Raw genomic sequence first — 15,259 nt, 5'->3', positions numbered from 1 at the left:
GTCCCTTCACAGTCAAATTGACTGTGAAGGGACCCTTCACGGCCAACACTCTGAAGAGCGGCGGGGTATAGGTCGTTATACGGCGACGCTGGTGGCGTGGACGGGGGCGCCGGTCTTGTCGCGCACCTCGTCGAGGGTGACGCCGGGGGCGAGCCGGACCAGTTCCAGGCCGCCGGGTGTCACGTCGAGGACGGCGAGGTCGGTGATGATGCGGTCGACCACACCCGCCCCGGTCAGCGGCAGTTCGCAGCGTTCGACGATCTTGGGTGAGCCGTCCTTGGCGACGTGGTCGGTGAGCACCACGACGCGGCGGGTGCCCGCCACCAGGTCCATCGCGCCACCCATGCCCTTGACCAGTTTGCCGGGCACCGTCCAGTTGGCGAGGTCGCCGTTGGCGGCGACCTGCAGCGCGCCGAGGATGGCGATGTCCACGTGCCCGCCGCGGATCATCGCGAACGAGGTGGCCGAGTCGAAGAAGCTCGCGCCGGGCAGCACGGTGACGGTCTGCTTGCCGGCGTTGATGAGGTCGGCGTCCTCCTCCCCCTCGCACGGGAACGGCCCGATGCCCAGCAGGCCGTTCTCGCTCTGCAGGAAGACGTTCACCCCGTCCGGCAGGAAGTTCGCCACCAGGGTCGGGATGCCGATGCCGAGGTTGACGTAGTCGCCGTCCCGGAGTTCCAGCGCGGCGACGGCGGCCATTTCGTTGCGGTTCCAAGCCATGACTCACGCCTCCTGACGCGCGCGGACGGTCCGCTGCTCGATGTCCTTGACCCGCGGGCGGGCGGCCACGAGCCGGTTGACGAAGATGCCCGGGGTCATCACGTCGTCGGGGTCGAGGAACCCGTCGAGGACGTGCTCGGCCTCGGCGACGGTGACCTGCCCGCACATCGCCACGAGGGGGTTGAAGTTGCGGGCCGTGTAGCGGTAGCGCAGGTTGCCCTCGCGGTCGGCGGTGTGCGCGTGCACGAGTGCCAGGTCGGCCACGATCCCGCGTTCGAGCAGATAGGTCTGCCCGTCGAAGACCTCGGTCGGCTTGCCCTCGGCGACCGGCGTGCCCACGCCGGTGCGGGTGTAGAACGCGGCGATGCCGGACCCGCCCGCCCGCAGGCGCTCGGCCAGCGTGCCCTGCGGGGCGAACTCGACCTCGATGCCGCCGTCGAGGTACTGCTGCGCGAAGAGCTTGTTCTCGCCCACGTACGAGGCCACGACCTTGGCCACCTGCTGGTTCTCCAGCAGCAGGCCCAGCCCCTTGCCGTCGACGCCCATGTTGTTCGAAACCACGGTCAGGCCGGTGACCCCCGACTCGGCCACGACCTCGATCAGGTCGGCCGGGATGCCGCACAGGCCGAAGCCGCCGACGGCGATGGTCATGCCGTCGCGCAAGGTCTCGCGCAACGCCTCACGGGCGTCGGGACGAAGCTTGCTCATCCAAGAACTCCTCGTTGTGTCCGGTGCATGGGCAGGCGTGAGGAGTACACGCCGCACCCGAAACCGCGTCAAGGAAGCGGTGTTGCCGTCTCCGGGATTTCTCGCCAGCCGGACGATCACACACCGGACGTCCACTCAGTGGACGCTAGGATCGGTACCGTGAGCGAGGTTCCCCATGTGGTCGGCCGGGTCGGCCGCCTGCTGCGCGCGCTGTCGCAGCAGGCCGTCTCCGGCGCCACCACCACCGCGCTCGCGCGCGACACCGGTCTCCCCCGCGCGACCGCCCACCGCCTGCTGGAGTCGCTGGCCCGCGAGGGCTTCGTCGACCGGGACACGCGCTCGGGCCGCTGGTTCCTCGGGCCCGAGCTGTACCTGCTCGGCGCCGCCGCCTCACCCCGGTACGACCTGACGAACGAGGCCCGCGGCAGCGTCCACCGGCTGGCACAGGCCACCGGCGAAAGTGCCTTCTTCTCGGCACGTCGCGGGGACGAGACGGTGGTGCTGCTGCGCGAGGACGGCAGCTTCCCGATCCGGTCCTTCGTGCTCTTCGAGGGCGCCCGGTTCCCGCTCGGGGTGGTCTCGGCGGGCATCGCGGTGCTCGCCTATCTCCCCGCCCGCGAGATCGACGCCTACCTCGATGCCCACGACCTGACGGAGCAGTGGGGCCCGTCCCACTCCCCCGACGCCGTTCGCGCCCGGCTGGCCGCCACGCGCGAACACGGCTGGTCGCTCAATCCCGGCCTGATCGTCGAGGGCAGCTGGGGCATGGCGGCCGCGGTCTTCGATTCCACCGGCTCACCGGCGTGGGCGCTGACCCTGACCGGGATCGAACCGCGGTTCCGTCCCGACCGGCAGCCCGAGCTCGGCCGCCTCCTGCTGGAGGAGGCCCATCACCTGTCCCGCAAGGCTCCCTGACCGGTACGGTTCTTCACCGGCTATCCGACCGAGTATTCGCTCTCGGCGGACAACCCGCCCTGATCATGTCAGTCGTCTGAATACCCGGCGGTCTTCGGCATCACTGAGCAGGCTTACCTGGTCTTCACCACCAACGTCTTCGCGCCGATGGGCCTGTGGCAACTACACTTCCTGTTCGGCGGCCGGGCTCGTCACCACGGCCGACCGACTCGGCGACAGCCGATAGCGTCTGCTGAGCGGTGCCGGAATCGGAACTACCGGACAGGCCAAGAGTCTGGAGACGGTGGAAGAGACCTCCGTGGTGATGGCGCGTGCCCACAGCGCGCCCGGAGCACCGGAGACTGCCATGGGACTGGTCGGAAACTTCGCCGTTGTAGGAGGCATGGGGTGTGCCGTGGTCTACGCGGCCGCCCGGCTGCTCGCACTCCTGATCGTCCTGCGGGGAACCCGGCCCGGCCAGCGGGCGGAACTCGTTCGCGCGGTGGCGGAACTGTTCCGCCCCTGGCGACGGACCTCGCGAGCGGAAGGCGCTCGCCCTGGCCGTGGCGATCGTTAGTCACGGGAGGCGGGGCATGCTGGGGCCAGCCCCACCCCCGTCCACCGGTCAGCCGCATGGTGCGGGACCGGTCGCTCCGCCAGGCTCCGTGGTGATCAACTCGACACACGGAGGAGTGCAGGATGGTTCGGCGGATTCGGCCGGCAGTGGCGGCGATCGCGGTCATGGCAGCGGCTCTCGCGGTGTTCGCCGCCCCGGCGGCGGCACAGCCGCAGTCCGGGCCGGTGGACACCGCGGTGGCCCACCTGCGAGACGAACTGACGGCCGCCCATCTGCCCGCGGCCTCCTATGCGGTGGTGTCCGGAGACGGCACCGTGACGACCGGCGCGGTCGGCTCCGGCGTGACGCCGCAGTCGCCGTTCCTGCTGGGCTCGCTGAGCAAGTCGTTCACCGCGATGGCGGTGATGCAGCTCGTCGAAGCAGGCAAGGTCGGCCTGGACGCCCCGATCACCACCTACCTCCCGTGGTTCCGCACCGCGGGGTCCCCCGATCCGATCACGGTGCGGCAGCTGCTGAACCAGACCAGCGGCCTGCCGACCGAGGCGGGCACCGTGGACCTCTACGAGCCGGACACCACGCTGGAGCAGCGCGTCCGCGCGCTGGCCGGCGTGGTCCCGGTGTCCCGCCCCGGTGAGACCTTCCACTACTGCAACAAGAACTACGCGACGCTGGGGCTGATGGTCGAGCGGGTCTCCGGCCAGGACTACGCGGGCTACGTCAAGGAGCACATCTTCGCCCCGCTCGGGATGACCAGGAGCTTCACCAGCCTCGCCGACGCGCGCCGCGCCGGCCTGGTCGAGGGGTCCTCGGTGCTGTTCGGGCTGAACGTGCCGATGGAGACGCCGGAGTTCCGCGGTGCGCTGCCCGACGGCTACCTGGTCTCCACGGCCGAGGACCTCGGCCACTACCTGACGTTCCAGCTGACCGGCGACTACCGGGGCGCCAGGCCGCTGTCCCCGGAAAGCCTGCGGCTGATGCACAGTCCGGCCGTCGCGGTCGGCTCGGACCACGCGATCGACGGCATCGACCACTATGGATTCGGGTGGGGCACCGGGACCCTGAACGGCAGGCCGGTCGTGCAGCACGACGGCGACCTGACCCGCTACCACGCCAACCTGGGCTATCTTCCCGACAGCCGCGTGGGTCTGGTGGTGCTCACCTCGCGCAACCCGGTGCTCTTGGACAACGGCGCGCCCTTCCACCACACCCTCGCGGTCCTCGCGGGCGCGCCCGCTCCCGAGACCGGCAACACCTTCCTGATGACCTACGGCGTCATCGACTCGGTCGCGCTCCTGGTCCTCGTCGCGATGGCACTGGCCACCCGCCGCCAGGTTCGCCGCGCACGGCGGCTACCGGATCTCCTGCGGGACAGGGGTTTCGGCCGTGTGGCGGTGCGCCCGCTGGTGGGACACGTGCTGGCGGCTGCCGCGCTGTACGCGGCGGTGTTCGTCGGGGTCGGCATGCTCGGCTACGGCCGCCGGCTGCCGCTGGACGTGGCGTTCCAGGCACTGCCGGACGTCACCCTCGTCGTCCTGGCCGGCATGGCGTTCCTGGTGGTGCGCGGCGTGGCGTGGTTCGCGCTGGCATGCCGCCCGCGAAGCCGTCGTTCGTGATCACCACCGCCGTGCCCGGCGACGAAGAGACCGGCCTAACTCCCGTTGCGGTCGCCCGAGACTTCGTAGCGCGCGAGTTCGCGTTTGAGGACCTTCCCCGTCGGGTTGCGCGGCAACCGGTCCAGGAACACCACGTCCCGCGGTACCTTGTACCGCGCCAGGTTCGCCTTGACGTAGTCCTTGACGTCGTCTTCGCTGAGGGTGGTCTCCTCCCGCCGCACCACGAAGGCCCGCAGCCGCTGCCCGAAGATCTCGTCCACCACCCCGATCGCGGAAACCTCCACAATGGACTCATGCCGGGCGAGCAGTTCCTCCACCTCGTTCGGGAACACGTTCTCCCCGCCCGAGACGATCATCTCGTCGTCCCGTCCGTCGATGAACAGCCTGCCGTGCGCGTCGAAATGGCCGACGTCGCCCGACGACATCAGCCCGTCGATCACCTCCTTGGTGCCGCCGCCGGTGTAGCCCTCGAACTGCAGGGTGTTGCCCACGAAGATCCGCCCGGTGCGCCCCGGCGGCAGTTCCCGGCCGTGCTCGTCCAGCACCTTCACCCTGGCCCCGCGCACGACGCCGCCCACGCACCCCGGTTCGTCGGCGAGGTCCTCCGGAGTGGCGATCGTGGCGTAGGCGACTTCGGTGGAACCGTAGAGGTTGTAGAGCACGGGGCCGAACCGCGCCATGGCCCGCTCGCACAGCCGGGCCCCCAGCTGCGCACCCGCCACGAAGATGATCCGCAACGAGGAAAGATCCTTGCCGCGAAAGGCTTCCTCGTCCAGTTCGAGCATCCTGTGCAGCATCACCGGCACCACGATCAGGGCCGTGGCCCGGTTCCGGTGCAGGCTTTCCAGCGCGACCGCGGGATCGAACCGGCGCCGGATCACCAGGGTCGATCCCAGCAGCACGGCCAGCAGCGCATGGGCGAAGCCGAGCGTGTGGAACATCGGCGCGCAGCATTCGGTCACCTCGCGCGTCCGGAACGGCACCTTCGACAGCAGCGCGCCGACCGGGGCCAGCGACTTCGGCTCCGCCCGCGGCGCGCCCTTCGGCTTCCCGGTGGTCCCGCTGGTCAGCAGGATCACCTTGGGCGCCTGGCCCGGATCGGGCGGCGCCTCGCGGGAGGCCCCCGCGATCAGCGCGTCGAGAGTGTCCTCGCCGGGACTGTCCGCCCAGGCGCGGAACCGGCCCCTCGGCGGTTCGACACCGGCCAGCATCCCGGCGTACTCCTCGTCGTACACCAGCAGTTCGGTGCCCTCGCGCACCGCGACCTCCCGGATCTGCGGGCCCGCGAAGTCGGTGTTGAGCAGCACGATCCGGGCCCCGCACTTGGCCGCCGCGAACACCGATTCCAGGAAACCGCGGTGGTTGCGGGCCAGGATCGCCACCCCCTCCCCCGGCCGCAGGCCCCGCTCGCGCCAGGCGTTGGCCAGTGCGTTGGTCCTGGCGTCGAGTTCGGCGAAGCTCAGCGTGCCCCGCTCGTCGATCACCGCGGTGCGCTCGGCGTACCGGATCCCGGCGATCACCGGCAGCGCGGCCACCGTGCCGAACCGGCCGAACGCGCCCGCCATCCGCGCGATCCGGCCCGGCGTCTCCAGGCCGAGCAGCCCGCTGCGCGCGCACAGTGCCACGTAGGCGGCCTCGTCGGCCGCGCGCCGCGCGAGAAAACCCCACTGCCGTAACATCACCGTCTCCCGTCAGGCGTGGTAGCCGAGCAGCTTGGCGGCCAGATCGCTCATGATTTCGTCGGCGCCCCCGCCGATCCCGAGGATCCGCGCGTCCCGGTAGTGCCGTTCGACCTCGCTCTCCCGCATGTACCCCATTCCGCCGTGGAGTTGCACCGCCTGGTCGACGACGTACTTGCAGGCGGCCACCGCGGCGTTCTTCGCCACGCAGACCTCGGCGAACTGCGGCTGCCCGGAGGCGTGGCGGACGGCGACGCCGCGCACGTAGGTCCGCGCCAGTTCGACCCGCTGGAACATCTCCACCAGCCGGTGCCGCACCACCTGGCGGTCGATCAGCGGCTTGCCGAACGTGCTGCGCTGCTTCGTGTAGGCGACGGTGAGGTCCAGGCAGCGCGAGGCCACGCCGTAGGCGTGCAGGGCGACCCCGATCCGCTCGCTGACGAAGGCCTGCATGATCAGGCCGAACCCGCCGTTTTCGTCGCCGACCAGGTTGCGGGCGGGCACCCGGCAGTCCGTGAAGGACAGTTCGGCGGTGTCCGAGCAGAGCCAGCCCATCTTGTCGAGCCTGCGCGAGACCTGGAAGCCCGGGGTGCCGGCTTCGATCACCAGCAGGCTCACGCCCCCGAATCCGGGGCCGCCGGTGCGCACCGCGGTGGTGACGAAATCGGCGCGCGTGCCGGAAGTGATGAACATCTTCGCCCCGTTGACGACGTAGTCGTCGCCGTCACGCACCGCGGTGGTGCGGATCGAAGCCACGTCGGAACCGGCGTCGGGTTCGGTGATGCCCAGCGAGCCGATCTTCTCCCCCGCCAGGGTGGGCCGGACGAAGCGCTCGATCAGGTCCTCGTTGCCCGCGGCCACCATGTGCGGCAGGGCGATGCCGTGGGTGAACAGCGCCGAATGCGCGCCGGACGAGCCGCCCGCCTCGAACCAGGCTTCCCCGGCGACGAGCGCGTCGAGTTCGTCGCCGCCCTGCCCGCCCACCTTCTCGGGGAAGTTCACCCCGAGCAGTCCCGCGTCGGCGGCCTTGCGGTGCAGTTCCCGCGGCAGCGCGCCGTCGCGCTCCCAGTCCGCGAGGTTGCCAGTGACCTCCCGCTCGACGAAACGGCGCGTGCTTTCGCGCAGTGCCTTGCGTTCCGGGGTGTCGAGCTCGTGCATGCGCTCAGCGTCCTTTCCAGACGGGCGGGCGTTTTTCGGTGAAGGCGAGAACGCCTTCGGTGGCGTCCTCGGACAGCACGGCGGCCGAGGCGATGTCCCCCTGGCGCCGGAAGGCCTCTTCGGTGGTCCAGTCCACTGCCTCGTCGACGATCCGTTTGCTGACGCGGACGCTGACCGGTGCGTTGACCGCGATCCGCCCGGCGAGGTCGAGCGCGGCGTCGAGCACCTTCCCGGCCGGGGCGAGCGCGTTGATCAGCCCGAGTTCGGCCAGGCGCGCCGCGGGCATCGGATCGCCGGTGAGCGCGAGTTCCATGGCGACGTTGCGCGGCAGGCGTTCCCGCAGCCGCAGCACGCCACCGGCGGCGGCGGCCAGTCCGCGCTTGGGTTCGGGGATGCCGAACTGCGCGTCCTCGGCCGCCACGATCAGGTCGGCGACCAGCGCCAGTTCACAGCCGCCCGCCAGCGCGTGCCCCTCCACGGCCGCGATCAGCGGTTTCACCGGTGGCTTCGCGGCCAGACCGAGCGGGCCGCGCTTTTCGGTCATCGGGAACTCACCGCGGGCCGCGCCCTTGAGGTCCATCCCGGAACAGAAGGCACCACCCGCCCCGGTGAGCACCGCGACCTGGGCGTCCGGATCGGCCTCGAACGCGTCGATGGCCCGTTCGAGCGCCTCCGCCATCGCCAGGTTGACCGCGTTGCGGACCTCGGGCCGGTTGAGCGTGATCACGGTGACCGGGCCGCGGCGCTCGACGAGCACCGGCGCCGGCGGCGGTGCGGGCAGGGACCGCCGGTCCGTTCCGGTGAAGGTGACGGCGCCGTCGGCGGCCACCTCGACCGGCCGCCGCACCGGGTCGTCCGCACCGGTGAGCGCTTCGAGGATTTCGGGCTGCGTGCTGCGCAGGAGCACCCGCGCACCGTCCGGGGTGAGCACGCTCAGCACCGCGGCTTCCGGCTCACCGTCCCTGCTGTAGGGAACGGTGTAGGCCTCCAGCACGCCCGGCCCGGCGTGGTCCGTGCGGACCGGGCGCGACGGCGGGTTCTCGACGATCGGCTGCAGATGCCGGAACGGCCGTTGGGGCGGGGTCGCGGAGTAGACGCCGATCGAGTGTTTCGTGGCGTACCAGCCCAGCGAAGTGGACAGCCCGAACGCGCCCGGCTCGTCGCGCAGCCGCTGCACGAGCACGGCGACGGCGTGGCTGCCGTAGTTGTTGCCGGGCCCCCCGGCAAAGGTCAGACCGCCGGTCACCGTCAGCGGCCGCGCCGGATCGTCGGTGGGCAGGCCCAGCTCACGCGCCGCGATCTGCACCGCGGACGGGAAGCACGAGTACAGGTCCACCTCCTCGACGTCCTCGATGGACACTCCGGCGTGGCCGAGCGCGGCCCGCCCGATGGCCCGGATCGCGGGTGAGGCGGCCAGCGACGCCCGTTCCGAGACGAACCACTCGTCGTGCCCGGAGGCCCCGGCGTGCGGGAAGACCCACTTGTCCTGCGGCACGCCCGCCGCCTCCGCGGCCGCCACGCTGCAGAGGATCAACCCGCTGGCCAGATCGACCTGCAGGTTCGCGCACAGCAGCTTGGTGTAGGGCGCCGACACCATCCGGTTGTCCGCCGAAGGGCGGGCGATCTCCTCGGCGGAGAGCGCCGTCGGCTGCCAGGCGTGGCGGTTGGCCGAGGCCACCGAGGAAAACCTCGACCACAGTTCGCCGATCGCCCGCTGGTGCGCGGCCGGGTCCCGGCCCAGACTCGCCCGCACGGCGGATTCGATGAGCGCGTACATGTAGATCGGCGCGCCCAGGCCGGCTCCCGCCTCGGCGGGGTTGTTCGCGACCTTGTCGATGCCGAGCACCCGCGTCGGCGCGACGCTGTCGTCCTGGACGGGCCAGTCCGGCCGCGCCCCCCGCTTCTGGGCCGCCGCCAGGCTCGCCCCGGCTTCCGCGCCGGTCACCAGCACCACCTCGGCGTCGCCGGAGGCGATGGCTTCGGCCGCGGCATTGATGAGCAGTTGCGCGCCGTCCCCGCCGAACCTGCTCGACTGCACGGTCTCCTTCGGCCGCGCCCCGACCTCCCGCGCCACCAGCGCCGACTGGTCCCGGTAGGTCCAGGAGGCGCTGGCCACCGAGTAGACCGCGTCGGCGGCGGCCAGCAGGCTTTCGCCCGCTCCGCTGTCCTCAGCCGCACGCCGCAGCGCCTTGACCGACAGCGCGACCGGGTCGAGCGTGCCCGGCTCCCGCTGCACGAACTGGCCCGCGCCGACCAGCACCGGGGTGGCCGGGTCGAGCGTCCGGCCCGAAGCGCGGTGCAGCACGGGCTTGCGCCGGGGCCTGGTGTGGGCGTTCCTGCCGAGCACGTCGGCGAGCTTGGCGAGCGAGGCGTCGAGTTCTTCGCTGAGGCTGCGCACGACCGAGGCGCCCATCGGCCCCTTGACCGGCTGACCGTCGAGGCCCGCGTCGAAGAACACCTCGGCGCCGCCGGAGTGGGGGCGCACGGTGAGCCAGAAGCCGAAGGTGAGCCCCATCGGGCCGGTCCCCCGCAGCTCCAGGCCGTCCTCGCCGGCCTCGGCCACGGTCCAGCGAAGGTCCGCGGGAATGCCCATGATCTTGGCCTGCTGGGTGAAGCGCAGGCCCGCTTCGGCCCGCTCGGGCGGTTCGCCGCGCCAGCCGCTGTGCAGGGTCATCCACTCCGGGAACCGCGCCGGCTCGGTCAGGAAGGCGACGGTCTGTTCGACGGTGGCCGGTACGGGCCTGCTCGCCCGCGCGGTGCTGGAGAACGCGGCGAGTCCGGCGGGCGGGGTGTGAGCAGGCCCGGCTTGCGCGGCCGGTGCCACGGATTCAGCCGATGCGGCCGGTGCGGCGGGCCCGGCGCGGTGCAGGAGCCCTCGGATCACCTCTCGCCGCAACTCCGGGTTCGCGGCCACGGCCCGCGCGAGCTGCCCCAGCCCGCGCAGCTGGGCACGAGCGCGCGCAAGCCCGTGTTTCGAGGGTTTCGGGGTGCTCATCCGGCCCACCTTCGCAGTTACCGTCTAATTGGACTGTTTGTCGCGGGCGCAAGCCTGCCCTAAGAAGCAGGCGTTACGCAAGACCCGGAATTGACCGAAGAACAGTTCACTCGTACGGTATCTGGGTGACGGAACTGAAGGCACCCCGGCGAACGCAGGAGGAGCGCCGGACGGCGACCCGCAACCGCATCCTCGATGCCGCGGTCGAGTCACTGCTGGAGCGCGGCTACGCGGCGACGACGGTCGGCGAGGTCCAGGACCGGGCGGGCGTCGCGCGCGGCACCCTGCTGCACCATTTTCCCACCCGGGTCGACATCATGGTCGCGGCCATCAAACACATCTCGGACCGGCGGGTCGAGCAGTTCGAGCGCGAACTGAAGCTGATCCCCAGCGACACCGGCCGGCTGGCCGCCCTGGTCGACCTGGCCTGGCGCGACCTGAACAGTCCGATGTTCTTCGCGGCACTGGAACTGTGGGTGGCCGCACGGAGCGAGCCGGAACTGCGGGACGCGCTGATCCCGGTGGAGCGGGAACTGTTCTCCCGGATCCACGAGAGCATGCTTTCCGTGGTCGGCGCCGAAGCGGTCGACCCGCGCCTGCCCACGCTGGTCCAGTTCACCCTGGACCTGCTCACCGGGCTGAGCATGTCCACGATCCTGACCAGCAACCTCGGCTCTCGCGAGGTGCTGCTGCGCCGCTGGAAGACCGCCCTGTCCGTCCTCATGGGAGAGCTCGACGCCACACAGCTCGTCGCGCGCTCACGCCGCTCCTGACTTGCCCCGCCAGGTACCCCTGGGGGTATACTGGCGGTGTTCCCGAAGCTCAACGGAGGTAGAGCGCCATGTGCCAGCGAGTCGAATGCCCCCAGTGCAAGAAGCCGACCTACCAGGGATGCGGCCAGCACGTCGAGCAGGTGCTCGGCGATGTCCCGGTCTCCCAGCGCTGCTCCTGCGGAACGCAGCAGCAGCAGGCGCGCGGCGGCCACCCCTTCGGCCTCCGCTGACCCCTCAGCCGAAAGCGCTCCGTGCCCGTCCAGGGCGCGGAGCGCTTTCTTTTCGCGTGGGAGCGGTCAGGCCAGGGTGAGGAACAGTTTTTCGAGCTGGGCCCGGTCGGCCGCGGCATCGGGCGAGCCTTCCCGGTCCGCGGAGACGCACTTGTCCAGCCCGGTCGCGATGATCTTGAACCCGGCCCGGTCCAGCGCCCGGCTCGCCGCCGCGAGCTGGGTGATCACATCCTTGCAGTCGCGGCCGGACTCGATCATCTGGATGATCCCGCCGATCTGCCCCTGTGCGCGCCGCAGCCGGACCACCACGTCGGACAGCTCGTCAGCCTCGAGTTTCACGACAACCTCCTCCTGTTACCCCCCAGGGTACGACCACGGTAGCCGAACTTCACACCAGCTGGGTGATGCTCTGCACCGCGCTGTAGCCCGCGATCAGCACGAGCATGATCCCGAACGCGGTGGTGAGCCGATCCGGGGAGACGCGGGAAGCGACCCGGTTGCCCAGCAGCACCCCGATCATCGCCGCGGCGACGAACAGGCCGAGCAGGGGCCAGTTCACCGTCGTGGTCTGGGTGAGCAGCCGCGACGACAGCGCGACGGCGCTGTTCAGCGCGATCACCACCAGCGAGGTGCCCACCGCCGTGGCCCCGTCGAAACCCAGCGCGAGCACCAGCGCGGGGACCACCACGAACCCGCCGCCGACCCCGAAGAACCCGGTCAGCAGGCCCACCACGGTGGCCGCGACCACCACCTTCACCGAACGGGCCACGCCCGCCTTCGGCCGGGTGATCGTGGCGACACCACTGCCACCACCGCCACCCTCGTCACCGGCGGGCGCGGGTTCCGGTCGTTTGCGCCGCCGCGCGAACATCGCGACCGCGGCCAGGACCATCAGGCCGGAGAAACCGAGCAGCAGGACGGTGGGACTGACCAGGCTACTGGCCTTGGCACCGGCCACCGAGCCCACCGAGCCGAGCAGCCCGAACGCCAGGCCCTGGCCGAGCCGGACCCGCCCGGCGCGCCGGTGCGCGAACACGCCGGTGAGCGCGGACACCCCGACGATGACCAGCGACATGGTCGTGGCCGCGTGCGGGTCCTGCCCGAGCAGGTAGACCAGTGCGGGAACGGTGAGGATGGAACCGCCCGCACCGAGCGCACCGAGGCTGAGCCCGATGACAAGGCCCACGGGTAACGCGAGCAGAAGCGTCATGACAGGATCGCCCGTCCCTCGGCCATCGGAAGCCCGACGGAAGAAGCCTCGTCGTAGTCGTCGTCGACGGCCACCACCTGCCGCCCCGCCGCGGCGAGCACCGACGCCGCGATCGAGGCCCGGTAGCCGGAATGGCAGTGCACCCACACCTCACCGTCCGGCACCTCGGGCAGGCGCTCAAGCAGCTCGTGCAGCGGGATGTGCACCGCGCCCTCGATATGCCGGGTGTGCCATTCCTGGTTGCGGCGCACGTCCAGGACGACCACCGGCCGGTGGTGGCGGACCTGGGCCAGGTCGCCGAAGCGCGCCGTCGGGAACGAGCCGAGCGGACGGCCGCCCGCCCACTCGCGCGGCGATCCGGTGGCGGCCGCCTCGAGGCGGTCGATACCGATGCGGACCAGCTCGCGCTGGGCCTCGGCGACCTGCTCCGCGGTTTCGCCGAGCAGGGTCAGCGGGGTGCCCCACGGGATGAGCCAGCCGAGGTAGGTGGCGAAGTTCAGGTCGAGACCGAAGTTGAGCGAACCGCCCACGTGCCCGGCCGCGAAGGCGGTGCGGTGGCGAAGGTCGACCACCCACTCCCCCGCCTCGATGCGGCGGCGGAGCTCGTCGGCCTCCGCGCGCTGCGGCGGCGTCAGGTCGGGCGCGTCCGGTCCCGCCGCGTTGGCCGGGCCCATGTGCGCGTAGTAGGCCGGGTAGGCGTCCAGCCCGGACAGCAGCTCGTCCACATAGGACCGCTCGTCCCTGGTGAGCGCCGGGTTGATCCGCTTCTCCCTGCCGATCGTGGATTCCTCGCCCTGCGTGGGGGTGGACGCGCAGAAGCTGCCGAAGCCGTGCGTGGGGTAAATGCGCGTTTCGTCCGGCAGCTCGGCGGCCAGGCGCTGCGCCGAGGCGTACTGGGCGTGCACCAGCTCCCCGGTGTGGGCCGGGCCGAGCAGGTCCGGCCTGCCGGTCGAACCGAAAAGCAGGGAGCCGCCGGTGAACACGGCCGGTGTCTCGTCCGGCGCCTCGAGCACGTAGGCGAGGTGGGTGAACGTGTGGCCCGGGGTGTCCATCGCGCGCACCCGCATCGCCGAGCCCACGGCGACCTCGTCGCCCGGTTCGATCGGCGTGTACTCGAAGGCCACCTGGTCGGCGGCGTTGACGTGGTAGACGGCCCCCGCCGCCCGCGCCAGCGCGAGACCGCCGGTCACGTAGTCGTTGTGGACATGGGTTTCGAAGACGTGCTCCAACCGGACCCCCCGGTCTTCGAGCAGGCTCAGCACGCGGTCGATGTCCCGCTGGGGGTCGACCACGAACGCGACCTCACCGTCGTGGACGAGGTAGCTGCGGTCTCCCAGTGAGGGCGTGTCGATCGCCACGATCTCCGGCATTGTGCTCACTCCTTCACGCCGCGTTCCCGTGCGGGCCGTGGACGACCGGCCGCCCTGCCGGCACCCGGGCACCGGTGCCGCCGGCGACCGACCACGCGTCGAGCCCCGCCGCGGCGAGCCACGAGGCCGCCCTCCGGCTCCGGTTACCACTCGCGCAGACGACGTAACTGCGTTCGCCCCGGCGAACCTCGCGAGTCCGCTCCGGCACGCCGACCTCCTGAACCATCCGACCTCCCATACCCATAGGGGTATCTCTCGGTCCAGGGTAGACAGGGCGCCCGGTTTCCCGCAACTACCCCCAGGGGTATGAAAGCTCATACCTCGCTGGGTATCCGGACGACGTCAGAGCGTGCCCGTCACCGCCTGCAGTCCCAGGCTCGAAGCGGCGACCGCCACCCACAGCAGCCCACCCAGCACGAGCGGTCGCGGCCCCGCCCGCCGCAGATCCGCCGGGCGCAGCGACAAGCCGATCCCGGCCAGTGCCGCGGTGATCAGGAAGGTGCCCAGCCCCGACAGCGCGGGATGCCAGCCGGACGGAACGAGCCCGGCGCTGTCCAGGCCCGCCGCGACGACGAACCCCACCAGGAACACCGGCACGATGCGGCGCCACGGCATCTCCCGCAGCCGCACCGGGCCGCCGGCCCGGCGGCGCGCCGAGAGCACCGCCAGCACCAGCACGATCGGGATGATCATCAGGGTCCTGGTCAGCTTCACCACGATGCCGTAGGCACCGGCGTCGCCGCCGTAGGCGAACGCGGCCGCCACCACCGAGGACGTGTCGTTGATCGCCGTTCCGCTCCACAGGCCGAAGGCGTGCGGGCTCATCCCCAGCAGGTGACCGAGCGGCGGGAACAGCAGCACCGCGGCGATGTTGAAGGTGAAGATGGTGCCGACCGCGTAGGCCACCTCGGTTTCGGCGGCCCCGATCACCGCGGTCGTGGCCGCGATCGCCGACGCGCCGCAGATGCCGGTGCCCACGCCGATCAGGGTTCGCGCGTCGCCCCCGACGCCGAGCAGCCTGCCCAGCGCCCAGGCGCCGAGCAGCGCCACGGCGAGCGTGCCGAGCATCACCGGCAGGGAGCCACCCCCCACCCGGACCACCTCGCGCAGCGAAAGCCCGGTACCGAGCACGACGATGGACAACTGGAGAACGGGTTTGGCCGCCACCTGGTAACCCGGCGCCCAGCGGGCCGCGCGCAGGCCCGGGAGCACATTCCGGTGTGGCTGCTTGAGCGTGCCGGTCTGGCCCCCGCGCCCGTGCCGACGACTGACGGCGGGGTGCGGACTCCGCGTATCTGGGATGGTCTCGACGCGTCTGGCAAGCCGCTCATC

15 protein-coding genes and 1 pseudogene are annotated in these 15,259 nt (G+C 71.4%); 6 read left to right on the top strand and 10 right to left on the bottom strand.

Going from position 1 to position 15,259, the window contains the following annotated elements; genetic code table 11:
- Nucleotides 1-75: 75 nt before the first annotated feature.
- Together FNH05_RS15095 and FNH05_RS15090 are read right to left on the bottom strand one after the other, a co-directional pair.
- On the bottom strand, nt 76-720 hold the full coding sequence (locus tag FNH05_RS15095) for a CoA transferase subunit B (protein ID WP_144588628.1): 645 nt from the start codon (nt 718-720) through the stop codon (nt 76-78).
- A 3-nt stretch (nt 721-723) separates the two neighbouring features.
- Nucleotides 724-1,428, bottom strand: a complete 705-nt coding sequence (locus tag FNH05_RS15090) for a CoA transferase subunit A (protein ID WP_144588626.1) — start codon at nt 1,426-1,428, stop codon at nt 724-726.
- Between the two features lie 159 nt (nt 1,429-1,587).
- On the opposite strand from FNH05_RS15090, the gene FNH05_RS15085 reads away from it, so the two are divergent.
- The 4 genes and pseudogenes from FNH05_RS15085 (at nt 1,588) to FNH05_RS15070 (ending at nt 4,512) form a co-directional block, all read left to right on the top strand.
- On the top strand, nt 1,588-2,343 hold the full coding sequence (locus tag FNH05_RS15085; RefSeq protein WP_246127748.1) for an IclR family transcriptional regulator: 756 nt from the start codon (nt 1,588-1,590) through the stop codon (nt 2,341-2,343).
- 84 nt (nt 2,344-2,427) lie between these two features.
- Nucleotides 2,428-2,526: pseudogene (locus tag FNH05_RS39270) on the top strand (TerC family protein); the annotation flags it as partial.
- Nucleotides 2,527-2,689: 163 nt separating this feature from the next.
- Entirely contained in the window at nt 2,690-2,899 is a 210-nt protein-coding gene (locus tag FNH05_RS15075; RefSeq protein WP_144588622.1) for a hypothetical protein, read from the top strand.
- Between the two features lie 122 nt (nt 2,900-3,021).
- Nucleotides 3,022-4,512 carry a serine hydrolase domain-containing protein gene (locus FNH05_RS15070; protein WP_144588620.1) on the top strand — a complete coding sequence of 497 codons (1,491 nt, stop codon included), beginning with the start codon at nt 3,022-3,024 and terminating at the stop codon, nt 4,510-4,512.
- Between the two features lie 35 nt (nt 4,513-4,547).
- Here the strand turns inward: FNH05_RS15070 and FNH05_RS15065 are convergent, their stop codons facing one another.
- From FNH05_RS15065 to FNH05_RS15055, 3 genes are read right to left on the bottom strand one after another with little or no spacing between them, the layout of a single operon-like run.
- Nucleotides 4,548-6,191 carry an acyl-CoA synthetase gene (locus FNH05_RS15065; RefSeq protein ID WP_144588618.1) on the bottom strand — a complete coding sequence of 548 codons (1,644 nt, stop codon included), beginning with the start codon at nt 6,189-6,191 and terminating at the stop codon, nt 4,548-4,550.
- Nucleotides 6,192-6,203: 12 nt separating this feature from the next.
- Complete coding sequence (locus FNH05_RS15060; protein WP_144588617.1) at nt 6,204-7,349, bottom strand: acyl-CoA dehydrogenase family protein; 1,146 nt, start codon at nt 7,347-7,349, stop codon at nt 6,204-6,206.
- A 4-nt stretch (nt 7,350-7,353) separates the two neighbouring features.
- Nucleotides 7,354-10,344, bottom strand: coding sequence for a type II toxin-antitoxin system Rv0910 family toxin (locus FNH05_RS15055; RefSeq protein WP_144588615.1), 2,991 nt, complete (start codon nt 10,342-10,344; stop codon nt 7,354-7,356).
- Between the two features lie 125 nt (nt 10,345-10,469).
- On the opposite strand from FNH05_RS15055, the gene FNH05_RS15050 reads away from it, so the two are divergent.
- Both FNH05_RS15050 and FNH05_RS38070 read left to right on the top strand, forming a co-directional pair.
- Complete coding sequence (locus tag FNH05_RS15050) at nt 10,470-11,117, top strand: TetR/AcrR family transcriptional regulator (RefSeq protein ID WP_246127747.1); 648 nt, start codon at nt 10,470-10,472, stop codon at nt 11,115-11,117.
- A gap of 68 nt (nt 11,118-11,185) precedes the next feature.
- Nucleotides 11,186-11,347, top strand: coding sequence for a hypothetical protein (locus FNH05_RS38070; protein ID WP_186382555.1), 162 nt, complete (start codon nt 11,186-11,188; stop codon nt 11,345-11,347).
- Between the two features lie 66 nt (nt 11,348-11,413).
- Here the strand turns inward: FNH05_RS38070 and FNH05_RS15045 are convergent, their stop codons facing one another.
- The 5 genes from FNH05_RS15045 to FNH05_RS15025 form a co-directional block, all read right to left on the bottom strand.
- Entirely contained in the window at nt 11,414-11,686 is a 273-nt protein-coding gene (locus FNH05_RS15045) for a metal-sensitive transcriptional regulator (protein ID WP_144588613.1), read from the bottom strand.
- 49 nt (nt 11,687-11,735) lie between these two features.
- Complete coding sequence (locus FNH05_RS15040; protein ID WP_144588611.1) at nt 11,736-12,557, bottom strand: sulfite exporter TauE/SafE family protein; 822 nt, start codon at nt 12,555-12,557, stop codon at nt 11,736-11,738.
- Nucleotides 12,554-13,927, bottom strand: coding sequence for an MBL fold metallo-hydrolase (locus FNH05_RS15035; protein WP_144588609.1), 1,374 nt, complete (start codon nt 13,925-13,927; stop codon nt 12,554-12,556). Before FNH05_RS15035 ends, FNH05_RS15040 begins: the two co-directional genes overlap by 4 nt.
- Nucleotides 13,928-13,940: 13 nt before the next feature.
- Nucleotides 13,941-14,153: a rhodanese-like domain-containing protein gene (locus FNH05_RS15030; RefSeq protein ID WP_144588607.1), complete on the bottom strand. Its 213-nt coding sequence runs from the start codon at nt 14,151-14,153 to the stop codon at nt 13,941-13,943.
- 116 nt (nt 14,154-14,269) lie between these two features.
- Nucleotides 14,270-15,259 (bottom strand): YeiH family protein (locus tag FNH05_RS15025; RefSeq protein ID WP_222426618.1); only part of this gene is annotated, 990 nt, incomplete at its 5' end.

Source organism: Amycolatopsis rhizosphaerae, assembly GCF_007713715.1.
Classification (GTDB): domain Bacteria; phylum Actinomycetota; class Actinomycetes; order Mycobacteriales; family Pseudonocardiaceae; genus Amycolatopsis_E; species Amycolatopsis_E rhizosphaerae.
This window is presented reverse-complemented; position numbering and strand designations above follow the sequence as displayed.